Source organism: Curtobacterium sp. MCBA15_012 (genome assembly GCF_001864935.2).
GTDB lineage: Bacteria > Actinomycetota > Actinomycetes > Actinomycetales > Microbacteriaceae > Curtobacterium.
Window position 1 is genome coordinate 1,699,235 of record NZ_CP126267.1, and the last position, 15,085, is coordinate 1,714,319.

The 15,085-nt window shown below is 68.4% G+C and carries 13 protein-coding genes and 1 pseudogene; 8 read left to right on the plus strand and 6 right to left on the minus strand.

The genetic code is table 11. The features are described 5' to 3' along the window. Positions 1 to 505 precede the first annotated feature (505 nt). The 3 genes and pseudogenes from QOL15_RS16665 to QOL15_RS07830 all read right to left on the minus strand — a co-directional run. Positions 506 to 718, minus strand: a pseudogene (locus QOL15_RS16665) (RbsD/FucU domain-containing protein); the annotation flags it as partial. A 13-nt stretch (positions 719 to 731) separates the two neighbouring features. Then, positions 732 to 926: an MgtC/SapB family protein gene (locus QOL15_RS07825; RefSeq protein WP_071246904.1), complete on the minus strand. Its 195-nt coding sequence runs from the start codon at positions 924 to 926 to the stop codon at positions 732 to 734. Positions 927 to 1,126: 200 nt separating this feature from the next. After that, positions 1,127 to 1,912, minus strand: a complete 786-nt coding sequence (locus QOL15_RS07830; RefSeq protein ID WP_071246906.1) for an SDR family NAD(P)-dependent oxidoreductase — start codon at positions 1,910 to 1,912, stop codon at positions 1,127 to 1,129. Positions 1,913 to 1,998: 86 nt separating this feature from the next. Between QOL15_RS07830 and QOL15_RS07835 the strand changes: the two genes are divergently transcribed. Then, positions 1,999 to 2,847, plus strand: a complete 849-nt coding sequence (locus tag QOL15_RS07835; RefSeq protein WP_071246908.1) for a helix-turn-helix transcriptional regulator — start codon at positions 1,999 to 2,001, stop codon at positions 2,845 to 2,847. A gap of 62 nt (positions 2,848 to 2,909) precedes the next feature. On the opposite strand, the gene QOL15_RS07840 is transcribed toward QOL15_RS07835, so the two are convergent. Further along, on the minus strand, positions 2,910 to 4,604 hold the full coding sequence (locus QOL15_RS07840) for a ribonuclease J (RefSeq protein WP_071246910.1): 1,695 nt from the start codon (positions 4,602 to 4,604) through the stop codon (positions 2,910 to 2,912). A gap of 311 nt (positions 4,605 to 4,915) precedes the next feature. Here QOL15_RS07840 and QOL15_RS07845 point away from each other — a divergent pair, with 311 nt between their 5' ends. Continuing rightward, entirely contained in the window at positions 4,916 to 6,574 is a 1,659-nt protein-coding gene (locus tag QOL15_RS07845; protein WP_065964918.1) for a glycoside hydrolase domain-containing protein, read from the plus strand. Positions 6,575 to 6,787: 213 nt separating this feature from the next. Here QOL15_RS07845 and QOL15_RS07850 read toward each other — a convergent pair whose 3' ends face one another. After that, positions 6,788 to 7,150: a hypothetical protein gene (locus QOL15_RS07850; protein WP_071246912.1), complete on the minus strand. Its 363-nt coding sequence runs from the start codon at positions 7,148 to 7,150 to the stop codon at positions 6,788 to 6,790. Between the two features lie 47 nt (positions 7,151 to 7,197). After that, a complete protein-coding gene (locus QOL15_RS07855; RefSeq protein WP_071246914.1) occupies positions 7,198 to 7,500 on the minus strand; it encodes a hypothetical protein in 303 nt (100 codons plus the stop codon). 1,125 nt (positions 7,501 to 8,625) lie between these two features. Between QOL15_RS07855 and QOL15_RS07860 the strand changes: the two genes are divergently transcribed. From QOL15_RS07860 to QOL15_RS07885, 6 genes are all read left to right on the plus strand, one after another. Next, positions 8,626 to 9,852 carry a hypothetical protein gene (locus QOL15_RS07860; RefSeq protein WP_139197439.1) on the plus strand — a complete coding sequence of 409 codons (1,227 nt, stop codon included), beginning with the start codon at positions 8,626 to 8,628 and terminating at the stop codon, positions 9,850 to 9,852. Positions 9,853 to 10,266: 414 nt separating this feature from the next. After that, positions 10,267 to 10,707, plus strand: coding sequence for a hypothetical protein (locus tag QOL15_RS07865; RefSeq protein WP_139197440.1), 441 nt, complete (start codon positions 10,267 to 10,269; stop codon positions 10,705 to 10,707). Positions 10,708 to 10,861: 154 nt separating this feature from the next. Beyond that, a complete protein-coding gene (locus QOL15_RS07870; protein ID WP_139197441.1) occupies positions 10,862 to 12,043 on the plus strand; it encodes an RHS repeat protein in 1,182 nt (393 codons plus the stop codon). Positions 12,044 to 12,049: 6 nt separating this feature from the next. Continuing rightward, positions 12,050 to 12,658: a hypothetical protein gene (locus QOL15_RS07875; RefSeq protein WP_139197442.1), complete on the plus strand. Its 609-nt coding sequence runs from the start codon at positions 12,050 to 12,052 to the stop codon at positions 12,656 to 12,658. 163 nt (positions 12,659 to 12,821) lie between these two features. Then, positions 12,822 to 14,423 carry an RHS repeat-associated core domain-containing protein gene (locus QOL15_RS07880; RefSeq protein WP_139197443.1) on the plus strand — a complete coding sequence of 534 codons (1,602 nt, stop codon included), beginning with the start codon at positions 12,822 to 12,824 and terminating at the stop codon, positions 14,421 to 14,423. Further along, positions 14,410 to 14,778 carry a hypothetical protein gene (locus QOL15_RS07885; RefSeq protein WP_139197444.1) on the plus strand — a complete coding sequence of 123 codons (369 nt, stop codon included), beginning with the start codon at positions 14,410 to 14,412 and terminating at the stop codon, positions 14,776 to 14,778. Before QOL15_RS07880 ends, QOL15_RS07885 begins: the two co-directional genes overlap by 14 nt. Positions 14,779 to 15,085: the final 307 nt, after the last annotated feature.

Genomic DNA, 15,085 nt, shown 5'->3' on the forward strand with positions numbered 1-15,085 from the left:
GGGCCTTCACGGCGTCCGGTCCACAGCCCCAGTCCTCCGCTCGACACGAACGGGACCGCGCCGCAGACGGTGAGGCTCGTCGGCGATCCAGCAGAGGCGCTCGCGGAGCCGAGGACGGCGGTCTCCTCGTGCCCGGCGGGCGATCGCAGCAGTACTGGGTCCGCCGACGGCTCGGACTGGAGCTCCACAGGAAGAACCGAGGGCACGAGCGCGATCACGCTGGCAGGCGGAGCGACCGTCAGCACGACCGTCTCCCGGCCGATGCGGAGGCAGCAGTTGCCAACCCTGGCGTCAGGGGCGGCCCGCGAGGACCGAGAGCGGAGTGGCGGGGCCGCGGGAGGAGCCTCCCGTCCGTCCGGTGACCACCCGAGGGACGGGAGCGACCAGCAGGTCGCAGCGGTGGGACCACACGGCGCAGCGCGCCGGCACCGGCGGTCGCGGACCTGGCGTGACCGACCGAGCGGCGGGACGCCGCCGCCCGACCGCGGCCGTCGTCGCGCCCGTGTCAGAACGGGACGCCGCAGGTCAGGAGCACGTTGGCGTAGGACGTCGCCTCGCCGGTCCCGACGAACACACGCGCATCCGCGCACCGCGCCTTGAGCTCGGCGTGCGGCACGGTCGCGTGCCCCGGGAACCGGTCGCTGATCCAGTCTCCGGCAACGGTGCCGACGCTCTCGACCGCCGCGGTGCAGCTCTCGAAGACGGCGTCGCCGAGGAGCGCGTCGACGACGTTAGAAGCCGTACTTGCTCACGAGGATCATCAGCGCCGCAGCCGTCCCGACGATCGCCTGCGTGCGGAGCCCGGCACTCTTCGATCGCAGCTGCCGTTCCAGCCCGATGGACGAGGCGAGCACGAACGCGAGCAGGAGCTCACCGATCTGGGTCCAGCCCTGACCGGCGAACGGGCTCGAGAGGTCGGCGGTCACGACACGGTCCTTCCTCGGGATGCTCGATCGCGGAGCGGACGGCCACCGGACCGAGCGAGAGCACGGTTCCGGTGGAGGCTACTGCGAGCCCGCGGCCCGCGGCCGGTCCCTGTAGGACCTCGCACCGGACCGGACCGGACCGGACCGGACCGGACCGGACCCCACCGGACCGGACCGGACCGGACCCCACCGGACCGCCCCTACGCCCCGGCCCCGCCGTCCACCGGGATGCTCGCCCCGGTCACCATCGACGCGCGGTCGCTGAGCAGCCACGCGGCGACCTCCGCGACCTCCTCCGGCCGCGCCATCCTGCCGAGGGGTACCGACGCGTTGATCTGCTCGGTGATCCCCGGCGTCGCGGCCTCCCACTCCTCGATCATCTCGGTCTCGGTGCCGCCCGGGGTGATGCCGTTCACCCGGATGCCCTCGGGTGCCCAGGTCACCGCGGCCGTCTCGGTGATGCTGTTGAGCGCGCGCTTCATGGCGCCGTAGGCGGGGAGGGCCGGGTTCGCGCGGCGGCTCCCGATGCTCGAGGTGTTGACGATCGCCCCGCCGCCGGACCGCCGCATCAGAGCTGCCTCGGCGTTCATGGCGACCCAGTGCCCGCGGAAGTTGACGGCGAACTGCGTCTCGACGTCCTCGTCGCTCGTCGTGTCGAGCGGCCCCGGCTGCTGGATCGCCGCACCGTTGTTGAACGCGCCGTCGAGCCGACCGTGCAGGGAGTCGACCCGGGCCACGGCGGCGCGGATGCTGGCGGGGTCGGCGAGGTCGAGGGCGACGGCGTCCGCGGTGCCACCGGTACTGCGGACCTCGGCGACGAGGGCCTCCAGGGCGTCGGTGCTCCGGGCGGCGAGCACGACCGCGGCACCCTCGCGGGCGAAGAGTCGTGCGGCTGCGGCACCGATGCCACGGCTGGCTCCGGTGATGAGGACGACCTTGCCGGAGAGCAGGTCGGGCGTTCGGGTGGGGGAGGTGGTGTCGGTCATGGCCCCAGCGTCGGTCCGGCGCGAGGACCCGATCCAGGTACAGCCGGTACCAGGACGCCGTCGGTCCGGCGGGGGAGGATCGGGGCATGGACAAGCAGGAACTCGCCGCGTTCCTCCGGTCGCGTCGAGAGCGGTTGCGCCCCGAGGACGTCGGGTTGCCGTCCGGCACGCGCCGGCGGACGCCGGGCCTGCGCCGTGAGGAGGTGGCGGTCCTCGCCCACATCTCGACGGAGTACTACGTGCGGCTCGAACAGGGCCGCGCGCCGCGGCCGTCGGCGGAGGTCCTGGCCGGCATCGCGGGCACGCTGCGGCTCACGGACGCCGAGTCCGACCACCTGTTCCTGCTGGCCGGGACGGCTCGCCCGCGCACCGGGTCGCTCCGGCGCGCGGTCCGCCCGAGCATCCTGGCCGTCATCGAGCGGCTGCCGCAGACCGCGGCGATCGTGCTGGCCGCGGACTTCGAGGTCCTCGCGTGGAACCCGCTGGCGGCGGCGCTCATGGAGGACTTCGCGCTCCGGGACCGCGCGGGGCGCAACCTCGCCCGCCTGGCGTTCCCCGTCGGCGGTGCCGACCACCCCACGGAGCCGCCCTACGGCATCTCGGACGCCGCGGAGTTCCGGCACCACGTCGTGATGCGGCTGCGGACCACGCTCGCGGAACACCCCGCTGACGACGAGGTCGTCGCGCTCATCGACGACCTCCAGGCCGGGAACGCCGAGTTCGCGCGGCTGTGGGACCGGCACGACGTCCAGCCGGCGCCGATGCTCACGAAGACCTTCCACCACCCGGCGGTCGGCGCGGTGACGGTCGACTGCGACACCCTGGCGCTCACCGACGCCGACCAGTTCCTGGTGCTCTACACCGCGGCACCGGGATCACCGGACGCCGACGCGCTGGCCCTGCTCGGGATGGTCGGTCCCCGGGTCAGGAGCTAGCAGGCGTCGGCCCGGACCCCGGACACGGACCCGGGCCGACGCTCCCTCGGTGCGGTCCGGCGTCAGTCGGCGTCGACGACCACCGCGGTGATCACCGGCGTCCGGCGGTGACGGCGGAGGAACCACCGCTCCAGACCGGTCGCGATGGCCTGCTCCGCCGCGGCGCCGTCGATGTGTCCGCGCCCGGCCGCCTCGGTGATGGCCTTCTCGGCGACCTGCTCGGCGTGCTGCATCCAGCCCTCCGCCTCGACGAAGCCCTTCGGCAGGAACTCGACCGGGTCGACGAGCTTCTGCGTGCCCTCGTCGAAGATGCCGAGCACCGTGATGTGCCCTTCCTCGGCGAGGGAGAGCCGGTCCTTCAGGGCGGACTCGGTCGCGACGCCGATGGTGGTCCCGTCGACGAACACGTACGGCGCGGGGATGCGGCCGACGACGCGGGCACGGCCGCGGTCGAGGTCGACGACGACGCCGTCCTCGACGACGAGGACGCGGTCCTCGGGTACGCCCGTGCGGACGGCGAGCTCGGCGTTCGCGACGAGGTGCCGCCACTCGCCGTGCACCGGCAGCACGTTCTTCGGCTTCACGAGGTTGTAGCAGTAGACGAGCTCGCCGGCACTGGCGTGGCCCGACACGTGCACCTTCGCGTTGCCCTTGTGCACGACCGTGGCACCCCAGCGGATGAGCCCGTTGATCACGCCGTAGATCGCGTTCTCGTTGCCGGGGATCAGCGAGCTGGCGAGGAGGATCGTGTCGCCCTCGCCGACCGTGATGAGGTGCTCGCGACGGGCCATCCGCGACAGTGCGGCCATCGGCTCGCCCTGCGACCCGGTGCAGATGAGCACGCTCTTGTTGTCCGGCAGCTTGCCGAGACGCTTCAGGTCGACGACGAGACCGTCCGGGATGTGCAGGTAGCCGAGGTCGGCCGCGATCTGCATGTTGCGGACCATGGACCGACCGACGAACGCGACCTTGCGCCCGTGGCGCTGCGCGGCGTCGAGGACCTGCTGGATGCGGTGCACGTGGCTCGCGAAGCTCGAGACGACGATGCGCTTCGGTGCCTCGCGGAACACGCGGTCGATCGCCGGTGCGATGTCCTGCTCGGCGGTCGTGAAGCCGGGGACCTCGGCGTTGGTCGAGTCGACCAGGAACAGGTCGACGCCCTCGTCGCCGAGCCGCGCGAACCCGTTGAGGTCGGTCAGGCGCTGGTCGAGCGGGAACTGGTCCATCTTGAAGTCGCCGGTGTGCAGCACGGTGCCCGCGCTGGTGCGGATGGCGACGGCGAGACCGTCCGGGATGGAGTGGTTCACGGCGACGAACTCGAGGTCGAACGGGCCGGCGCTGTGCCGGTCGCCCGCGGCGACCTCGTGGGTGCGCGGCGTGATGCCGTGCTCCTGGAGCTTCGCGGTGATGAACGCGAGCGTGAGCTTCGAGCCGATGACGGGGATGTCGGGGCGTTCCTTGAGCAGGTACGGGACGCCACCGATGTGGTCCTCGTGCCCGTGCGTGAGGACGATGCCCTCGACCTCGTCGAGACGGTCCCGCACGGCGGTGAAGTCCGGGAGGATCACGTCGATGCCCGGCTGGCTCTCCTCGGGGAAGAGCACACCGCAGTCCACGACGAGCAGCTTCCCGCGGTGCTCGAAGAGGGTCATGTTGCGCCCGACGTCACCGAGGCCGCCGAGCGGCGTGACGCGCAGGGCGCCACGCTTCAGGGGCGGGGGAGTCTTCAGGTCGAGCGCGTGCTTGGGGGCTGGCATGGTGAGCGGGACTGCCTTTCGTCGGTGAGTCTGCACGGACTCGCGTTCCAGCGTAGACGGCCCGGCGACCGGCTCCCGCGACGCGCTCGACTCGACGAGCCGTGGTGTCGCGCCGATCGCCGGTGCGCGCCGCCGCCCCGTGGCCTGAGAGGAGCCTCATCGTCCGCGCGTCGGCGTCGAACTACGCTGCTGGCCAGACGATCGTCTGACCAGCGTGTGGGGGAGCTCGACGTGCCCGTGATCGACCTCGCCGGCGCGCTGGACGGCGGTCGGACCGGAGCCGCATCGTCCGACCACGAAGGAGCCCTCCCATGTCCGTCTCGCGCCGTGGTGCCCTCGCGTTCTTCGGGGCCGTCCCGATCCTGGGTGCCGTCCTCGCCGATCCGGCCCGGGCGGCAGCGGAACCGAGCGGTTCCCCGTCGCCCACCGGTGGCACCGCCGACGGTGCTCCCGGAGACGTCGCAGCCGTGCAGCGGTGGTTGAACGCGACGTTCGGGCAGCTCCAGGGGTGGCAGCACGTCGACGAGGACGGTGTCGCCGGAGCGGGGACCCGCACCGGCGTCCTGCAGGGAGCGCAGTCGCTGCTGGGCATCACGCCGCTCGTCCCGGCGTACGGCCCGGAGACGAGGCAGCGCCTCCGGGACCACGGTCCGGTCCGGCTCGACGGTGATCAGGACGCCGCCGCCTGGTGCAGCCTCGTCCAGGCCGGGCTGATCTGCGCCGGTGGAGCCGGGGCGCGCGTCACGGGGGACTGGGACGACGCCTCCCGTCGAGCCCTCGACGCCTACCGAGCGGACCTCGGGGCCCCGACGGCCGACCCGACCCGCGGTGCCGAGGTGTCCCCGGCGTTGTTCGCCGCACTGTTCACGGTCGGGGCCGCCACGCTCGTGCCCGGTGGGTCGACCGAGGTCCGTGCGGTGCAGCAGTACCTGAACCGCACCGCGGCCGAGGTGCCTGGCGGTGCCTACTGCGGGACGGGTGGTGTGGCCGACGTCCCGACGGGTGGCGCGGTCGTCCGCGCGCTCCAGTCCGCGATCGGCGTGCAGGACGTGGACGGCGTCTGGGGACCGGCGACCGCCGCCGCCCTCCGCGCCGCGACGCAGGCCACGGTCCGCCCGGGTGACACGGGCAGCTGGGCGCAGCTCGCCGCCGGCCTGCTGGTCCTGAACGGCGTCCACGTCCCGTTCGACGCCGCGTGGTCGGCCGTGGACGTCGAGTCGATGCGGCAGTTCCAGGCCTTCCAGGCGTTCGAGCCCGCTGCGCAGACCGGCGTCTGCGACCCCGCCAGCTGGGCCGCGCTCGCGGTCAGCTGCGGCGACGCCGACCGACCGGTCACCGGTGCCGACACCGCGACCCGCCTCACCGCCGACCAGGCCGCCGCGATCCGAGCGTCCGGCGTCTCCCTCGTGGGGCGCTACCTGACGGACGAACAGGTGCCCGGTGCGCTCGACAAGGCCCTCACGCCGAGCGAACTCGACGTGCTCGCGTCGGCGTGCCTCCGGCTCTGGCCCATCTTCGAGGAGGGCGGGTACGAGGCATCGTGGTTCAGCCGCGACCAGGGGGTCCGCGACGCGGAACGCGCGCACGACGCCGCTCGCGCCCTCGGCATCCCGAAGCAGACCACGATCTCGTTCGCCGTGGACTACGACGCCACCGCGGACGACGTCGCCGACCGGGTGCTGCCCTACTTCCGTGGCGTTGCAGCGGGGCTGCGCGCCCGTGGAGACGAGTACCACCCGGGGGTCTACGGCTCGCGCCGGACCTGCGCAGCGGTCGCGCACGCGGGCCTCGCGCACCACTCCTTCGTCGCCGGGATGTCCACGGGCTGGGAGGGCAACGTGCTCCGACCGCTCCCGGACGACTGGGCGTTCAACCAGATCCAGACGCGCACCGTCGGCCAGGGTGCCGGTCGCGTCGAGATCGACGCCGTGGTGGTCTCCGGCCGCGATCTGGGCGTGCAGCTGCACTGAGGTCGGCGGCGGCGCGGCCCCGGCCCGCCGCCGCGGTCGGCGGCAGCGCGCACACCGGCAGGACCGGCGGTCGGACCGCTACAACAGGCGGACGGGAGGCACGGCGCGGTCCCGCCACGCGCCTCCGGTCGCGACCCACCGCCGGACGGGAGGCGCGGTGCGGCCCTGCCACGGGCCTCCCGTCCGCCACCGGGCGCAGCCCGGCGATCGCCGCTACGGCTTCTCGTCCACCAGCGCGACGAAGCGGCTGCCGATTCCCTCGACCTCGCCTCGGACGAAGCCGGCGGGCGGCTCGGGCGCCTGGTAGGGGGCGTGGTAGTCGCACATCAGGTGGTCCCAGTCCGGCCACCACTTCTTCGGCCGCGCGGTCTCGGTGTAGCCGCAGACGACGCAGGCCAGCTCGACCCAGACCTTCTTCGTGCCGGTGCGGTTCGCACGGGACTGCACGAGCCAGGCGGGCGGGTCCTGCTCGATCGCGGCGAGGTCGTCCTCGCTGAGGCGCGACGGGATGCCGTGGTGCGCCGCCATCTCGAGGGGGATGTCGAGGCGCACGGCGGCCTCACGTCGGGAGAGCATCCGTCCAGGGTAGGCGCTGGCGCGTCCCGCCACCGCACCGCGGGGGCTCAGACGCTGAGTGAGGCCCAGGCGAGCAACACGACGAGGATCCCGACCCCGACGAGCGCCGCAGCCACCGTCCCGAGCGCCATCCCCGCGTCCGCGAGGCGTGGCCCGGTGCCCTGTGGGGCCTTGCGGTCCTCGACGGCGACCACGATGGCGGCGCCGCCGAGCAGCAGGCTCACCACGCACCAGACCGCGGCCACCACGAAGGGGACGCCGGAGACCTGCATCCGGGCGACGGTCACCACGAGCACGACGAACATCGCCACCGGCCCCGAGATCGCGAGCAGCCCGAGCGGCCATGCCACGGATCGTGGTCGCGCCTTCCCGGTCTGTCCCGTTCCGGCCTGCGCCCGTGTTGTCCCTGCTGCGGCTGCGGTCGCCCCCGTCGTGTCCGTCGCGTCGTCCATGTCCTGCCCCCCAGGTCGTCGTCGCTCCAGTCTGCCCGCTCGCAGCGCCCGACGGACTCGTCGTCGAGCCGTCGATGGACCTGCCTGAGCGTTGTCGACATCGAGCGCGGCCACCGCGGCACTGTGACGTTCTGCCGCGACGAACGCGGCCGTGAGCACCGCGTCCGCGGGCGCGACCCGGTCGGGGTTGGGCCGCCGTCCGGAGCTGCCTCGTTGCGCCATGCGCGAAGATGGTGCCCGTTCTGATCGCCGTCCGCGCGATCGTTTCCGTCTTCGCTGAGGCGCCCGGGGGGCGTGGAGCGGTTCGACGGCGGGTCGCGTGGGCAGGGCTCACCAGGGCGACCCGAATGCCGCGACCCTCGCGGTCGCCGCCGGTGCCGAATGGGCCCGCGACGGCCCGGCCCGGCCTTCCATGCTCAAGGGCCCGATGAGACCGGTCTCCGAGCTCGATGACTGACCCATGATGCGGCTGCGGAGCGCCCTGTCAGGAAGGCGCAAAGCTCACGCTCGGTGACACACGCGGAGCGGATAGTTCTCGCCAACGTCCGCGCTGTGCGGACCTTCACCTCCTCGATGTACCCCGAAAGACGTATCAGGCGCACACGAACCCTCCGTTCCGGTCCACAAGTCGCCTGTCAGTCGGAACATGCGCTGTACCCCGAGGGCAGATGGGGCCCCGAACGGGGGCCACGGGCGAAGAATTTCCTGTGACCCGCTTTCCCTACGCTCAGGCCCGTGCTCTCCAGGGGAGGGCGGAGCGTTCTCGGGTTCGTCCCGTTGCAGTAGTAGGGGAGTCCCATGTCGGGGCGTTCTTCGCGAGCCGGTGTGCTCGCTGGGGTCATCACGTCGAGTGCCTTGGTCGCTGGGCTGCTGGTGGCTGTCCCGGCGCACGCCGATCCGGTCACGGCGACGTCGCCGACGGATCTGCCGGCGCTGCCGTCGTCGCAGGGTGACGACCTCCACGCGGGCTCGTCACTGGCTGCGAACGGTCTGCAGGCGCCCGGATCGTTGCTGACGAAGGCGATGAAGACCGGAGACCCGGACGACCAGGCTCCCGCCAGCAAGGACCCTGCGGCAGGGGCCTCGGCCACGGGCATCGCGAAGGGCGCGGACCTGACGTCCCGGTCGACCTACCAGAACACGTGGACCAACCCGAACGGCACCAAGGTGACGCAGATGTCACGCGTGCCGCTGAACGTGAAGGACGGCTCCGGGGACTGGGTGCCGATCTCGACGAAGGTCGAGGAGACCGACGGCGGTGGCTTCACTGTCGATGACCACCCGTTGCAGCCGGAGTTCGCCGCGTCGACCGGGGAGGACGGTCCGGACTACACGGTCACGTCGTCCTCCACGGGGGACCGGGTGTCGTTCGAGCTCGAGGGCGAACGGGACGCCGACGCGCACGTGCCGACGAAGAGCCAGCTCGCCGCATCGGACCAGCCGGACGCCAAGGCATCGCACGGTGTTGCCTACGACGACGTGCTGCCCGGGACCGACATGTCGTACCAGGTCGATGCCGGCGGGGTGAAGGAGGCGCTGATCCTCGAGCGTGCTCCGAAGACCACGAAGCCGTCCTACAGCTGGAAGGTGCACGCTCCGGGCCTGTCGGTGGAGGACGGCCCGGTCGGATCGATCAAGTTCGTCGACGACGACGGCAAGACCGTGTTCTCGACGCCGACGCCGCTGATGACGGACTCGTCCGGTGTCTCGGGCAAGTCCGACAACGCCGTCGCGACGATCCCGGTGAGCATCGACCACCTGTCCGGGGACGACTGGCGGATCACCCTGACTCCCGACGCCGAGTGGCTCCGCGACGAGGCCCGGGTGTACCCGGTGTCGTTGGACCCGTCGATCTGGAACGGTCCGTCGGCGCTGCAGTCGTACATGTCGACGAACAGCGGTCAGAGCGTGGCAGCGACGGCGTCGTACGCGAACATCGGCAACTCGCGGATCAACAACGCACCGAGCGTTTGGCGGACCGTGTTGAAGTTCCCGTACGAGCAGCTCTACGGCAAGCAGATCCTCTCCGCACAGTTGGCGGAGACACAGGCCAACTCCGGGACCGCGACCGCGACCACGTCGGTCGCTGGGTGGGCCTCGGCCTACGCGTGGAACTGCGGTGTCCGTAACGCATCCCGCACGAACTTCACGGCCGGGTACACCGGAACGGCGTCGTTCGACGTGACCGGACAGGTCCAGCAGTGGACCGATGCGAGCTCGGCCGCGCAGCTTCTCAAAGTTCCTCACTGACAATTCGGTCATGAGTGCCGTGTTCTTTGCATGCGGACTGGTTCCGGGGGTCGTCTCCATGGTTTGTGGAGGAATTCAGACGGCAGCCTATCTGGTTCAAGGGAGGGTCGGTATGGCTGCGGTTTCAGCGGTGGGCATGATCGGCGGTTCATATGCGTCAAAGGGCCTGGTTGCAGCGGAAAGGGTAATGAGTCGCAGTCACGTTGATCGCGTGTTCAAAGCGGGGCGCACTGTGACTCGAAAGTGGGCGTCCACTCAGCGCCGGCGGGCCAATTTCCGAGCTAACGCAGTGTCGAATGTGGCACAGAAGGCGGTCGGGTCCCACGCGGATGGGAGCGCTTGGAGCAAGCGTGCCGTTTGGAAGTATTGGAGATGATCATTAGACGAATAAGGGGAAGCAGGCTAGGGGCTGTCGTGGCATCAATCACCATCACGCTTCCACTGCCGCTGGTGTTCACGGTCGCGTCAGCCGCCTACAGCCCTGGATTTGGGCAAATCTTGTTCTATGTACCCTTCATGCTCTTCACAGGGCGTGCTTCAATGATGGGGATTGAACTGCGCGGGGACGAGATGATCGTACACTCCTGGTATAGGAACTATCGGATCGCCAGGCATGCAATCCATGGCGTCGATCTATTGCCTTATAGCGGATTGATCAATCGAAGTGCCGAAAGCGGCATTGACCCGCTTTGGCAATTTTGTCGAATGCTGGTCGTTCGACATGCTGGGCGTGAGCTTCGACTCCCGGCTACTATCTCGTCGAGGAAGACTGCTGAGCGCAATGCGGCCATCATTCGGAAGTGGGCGGGTCTACCGGAACGTGTCAAGCGTGAAGAGCCGAATCACCGGCGGTGACGTTCGCCTGGCTATTCAGGACCGGCCGTTCGGGGCGCTCGCTCATTCGCCCCGGCCGCAAGCACCATCACAACGGCCACGCCCGCCTCCTACGACACGGCCGGGAGGCTCGTGGCCGCGTCGATCCCGCGGCACCGGTTGACCTACGGCTTCGGTGCCAGCACGTGCACTGACGAACCCGGTCACGGGAGCGACGCCGGTGAACCAGTCCTTGACCGGTTCGCAGCTGGTCTACGACGCGCACGGGAACACGACCACGCTGGCTGACGAGACCCTCGTGTACGACGGGCAGGACCGGCACGTCCAGACGACGCTGACGGACGGGTCGAAGGTGTCGTACGTGCGGGACGCGTCGAACCGGATCGTGCAGCGCACGGAACAGACCGCGGGTGGGACGAAGACCGTGACCCGGTACGGGTTCACCGGCGACGGTGACACCCCGGACTTCGTCTACGACGGGGCGAGCAAGCTCACCGAGTGGGACCTGCCCCTGCCGGGCGGGGTGACCGCGGAGCTCCGTGGGACGAGCGCGGTGTGGTCGTACCCGAACATCCACGGGGACATCGTCGCCACCACCGACGGGTCGGGCCAGCTCGCCTCGCAGGTGTTGCCGGTGTACGACCCGTTCGGGCAGGTCATGGACCAGGCCACCGGCCTGTTCGGTACGACGACGGCGAACCAGTCGGGTCCGGACACGCAGCAGGGCAACGCCGACTACGGGTGGCTCGGGCAGCACCAGAAGCTCAGCGAACACCTCGGCTCGATCGCCACGATCGAGATGGGCGCCCGGCAGTACGTCGCTGCACTCGGACGGTTCCTGCAGGTCGACCCTGTTGAAGGGGGCACCGACAACGCGTACGTGTACGTCAACGACCCCATAAACAGCTTTGACTTCACCGGTCAAGCAAGCTACAAATGCATGCCGGCGGCATGTTATGGCTCGAATGGGAAACGGGTAAAGTCGCTACCATCAAAGCATGTACCCTATAATTGCAGAAACACGTACCGCGGTTGTAGCAGGCCGGCCCGACTCACGCCGCAGCAAATTAGGAAAAATTGGGCGCGGTCTGGCTCGCAACTCGGTCAAGCCAGCTTCGTGATCGGAGTTATTGCAGTTATCGCGTTCGCGGTAGGACTTCCGGAAGTCGGCGCGGTCTTGGCGCCGATTAGTAGCGCACTCGGGCTGGCTTCGACACTGATAGCCTGCATCCAGCGCCCCAATGCGTATTGTGCGGCTCAGAGTATGACTGCAGTTTTCGGCGCAATAATCCCCGGAGCGGGCGGGGCCATATTCTCTTCCCTCACCGGAGGAGTTAGCTACATCCCAAGGAGATAAGGCCAAATGACAGAAAAGCGTAAAGGCAATCCGTCCAGAGGACTGCTCCCACTCCTCCCGGCTTTCTTCGGTATCATTGTCGGCACTCCCGCCGTCATCTCGGCATTGCTAAGCGGGGAGGGGTCGCAAATTGCGTCCGTGGCCACAGGTGCAGTTGTGATACTGCTCGTCTCCGGGCTATTTTTTCTGATCGTGTGGTGCTCATTCGCTCCGGCAGCGCACCAGCTCTCGTTGCTTCAGGGCAGTCTGCCTGGATCGGTTCATGTCCTTGCGCGATGGACCAAGGAGGGTCGGATTGCTCTGGGAGCGGGCCCGGACCAGGCTCTGCAACGTGATCTGATCGTCAGTTTCAGCTCGGACGCGATCGTTGTTCGGAGTAACCGTGGTGAGGTGATCAAGGAGATTAAGCGCGACGGAGATTGTGAGTTTTATGCCGAGACCGGTGACGTTTTTGAATCGACTCGGTCCGCTCCCGTCAGGAGAGGTGGCGTGCTGGTGCTTTCATTCGATGACCGCAAGGTGAGGTTGCCGCTCCTGGATCCAAAAGGATACGGAGTCCGCTTTGCGGGAACGGGGTTGACAAGGAAAATGCAGCAAGAACTAAAGGAACTATGATTACGGTTCCCTCGTTCTCGGCGCGACAGGCCGATTGGTTTGTCCTCCTCCGGTCCTAATGCGGGTGACGATGCTTACCGGGGAAGCAAGGCGCTCGAAAACAGAAAGCTGCGCTTGCGAAAGCCAAGCGTGATGTTGCGCGCGCGAACCGCAAGGAGCCGGGTTGTTCGTAGTACCGGCCCGGGGTCTGCCGGGCATTGTCGACCGCTCGGTGGCGTACCCGGCGGGTGCCGGGAACGCCGGCAACGGCACCTCGGTCACGGTGACGAAGGACGGTGCCGGTGCACTAACCGGGTTGGCGTGGTCGTTCCCGAACAACCAGCCGCAGGTCACCGACCAGGTGGTCCGGTCCCAGTCCGGTGACGTCCTCAAGGACACCACCGCGCTCGGTGCGGCGTCGAACGTGTCGTCGTACTCGTACGACACGGCTGGGAGGCTCGTGGCCGCGTCGATCCCGCGGCACCGGTTGACCTACGGCTTCGGTGCCAGCACGTGCACTCAGTCGGGTGCGGTCGCTGCGGCCGGGAAGAACGGGAACCGGACGACTTCGTCCGACCAGCTCCTCGACGCCTCGGGCAACCCGGCGGGTGCGGCGACGCAGGTTGCGTCCTGCTACGACGCAGCGGACCGGCTCATCGGGACCACGGTGACGAACCCGGTCACGGGAGCGACGCCGGTGAACCAGTCCCTGACCGGTGCGCAGCTGGTCTACGATGCGCACGGGAACACGACCATGCTGGCAGACGAGACCCTCGTCTACGACGGGCAGGACCGGCACGTCCAGACCGCACTGACGGACGGGTCGAAGGTGTCGTACGTGCGGGACGCGTCGAACCGGATCGTGCAGCGCACGGAACAGACCCCAGGCGGGACGAAGACCGTGACCCGGTACGGGTTCACCGGCGACGGCGACACCCCGGACTTCGTCTACGACGCCGCGAGCAAGCTCACCGAGTGGGACCTTCCCCTGCCGGGCGGGGTGACCGCAGAGCTTCGTGGGACGAGTGCGGTGTGGTCGTACCCGAACCTCCACGGGGACATCGTCGCCACCGCCGACGGCGCAGGGCAGCTCGCATCCCAGGTGCTGCCGGTGTACGACCCGTTCGGTCAGGTCATGGACCTGGCCACCGGCCTGTTCGGCACGACGACGGCGAACCAGTCCGGGCCGGACACGCAACAGGGCAACGCCGACTACGGATGGCTCGGCCAACACCAGAAGCTCAGCGAACACCTCGGCTCGATCGCCACGATCGAGATGGGCGCCAGGCAGTACGTCGCAGCACTCGGACGATTCCTGCAGGTCGACCCCGTCGAAGGCGGCACCGACAACGCGTACGCGTATGCCAATGACCCCATCAATACCTTTGACCTCACCGGTCAGTGGGTGAAGCGTTTCAACCACATCGTGGGCCCACACGGGGGTGAGTGGTCCGCTTACATGGATCGTAAAACGTTGGATCACATCAGAACATCGGGGCACACGCAGGAATGGCAACAGCTGCAGGCAGAGGCACGTAACCGCGGTCATGACTGGAAGGGTTTGCTGCGGTATTCCGTGTCCGCAGCATTGCGTCACCCACAGCAGGGTACGCCGTACATTCAAAAGAACAAGAACATACTTTATGTACACACTGTGAACTTGTATGACAAATACCATCAGTACTACGGTTCATATGACGCTCATGTTGTCGTAGACCCGCACGGGCATATCATCACGGCTTATCCGACGACGCCGAAGGACGCGGTACCTTATGACCTATTCTGATGCTCCTGTCAATCTGCGTGAGCTTTTGCTGCGCATCGATTTCGTGACGGAGGGCTGGGGTGGCCTCGGGCTGGTTGTTACAACGCCCAGGCGTCCTCATACGACGCGACTGGCGCAAAGGAGTCTCCCACTATTCATAAACGGTGACGACTTGAAGGCGGATTGGCCCATTTTGCTTGCAAACGCGACGGAGTATTCGATATCCCATGATCTTCTTGATCTTGATCGCGTTATTGCTCTTCTAGAGGCGCTTCTCGAGGAAAAGATTTTATCTGCTGATAAGACGTCGACGGCGTTGCTGCTCATCAACGGGTGGATTCGCGCGCTAGATGCGAGAAGTCTGAACTTGATGTAGAAGTCGCTGGTGCCGACTCGGTACCAGTGTCTGCCGCTGAGAGGGGAGGGCTGTGTCCATGCACTTTTGGAGCGCCTTGGCTGCACGCGCGACGTATTGCAAATTACGGCTTCGTAGGCGTGAAGCCCATCATGACGTGTAAGCCGGCGGCCGTCGTAGCCCACGACCACCAAGCCAGTAGGGCGATCGATCCCGCGGTCATGCAGCCTGTCCGCTTGGAGGGACTTCCACGTCGTCGACTGCTTCTGCCCGGACAACACCAGATCAGATTGCAGGCGCTGGGCGGTGTGGAACGCGGCGCGCGGGT